Here is a 397-nt window from a genome sequence, read left to right on the forward strand (position 1 = left end):
GTCACCAAGCGCCCGAAATCCGTCGACGTCGCGGGGTGTGTCCCGTCAATCCTCGCTGCGTCTCGACAGTTCACCGCCCGAGGGCGTAGTCGAGCGCCGCGTCGACGGTGGCGTGCCGGAACGTGAACCCGGCGTGCTCGAGGGCCGTGGGGACGGCTCGCTGCCCGATCAGCACCGCCTCCCGGGCGAACTCGCCGATCAGCGCCGACACGGCGAATCCCGGGACGATCCACGGCGCCGGGCGATGCACGGCCCGGCCCATCGCGCTGTTGAACGCCGCGTTGGTGACGGGTTCGGGGGCGCACACGTTCACCGGGCCGTGCACCCCGTCGTGCGTGAGGACGAACTCGATGGCCGCGACCTCGTCCTCGAGCGAGACCCACGACATGTACTGGCG

General features: G+C 71.0%; 1 protein-coding gene. It reads right to left on the reverse strand.

What is annotated here, in order from left to right:
- Positions 1 to 70: 70 nt before the first annotated feature.
- A partial coding sequence (locus AC07RN_RS21445) for a DUF1731 domain-containing protein (protein ID WP_478337294.1) occupies positions 71 to 397 on the reverse strand: 327 nt, incomplete at its 5' end.

It is taken from the genome of Lelliottia sp. GFLA7 (assembly GCF_056490165.1).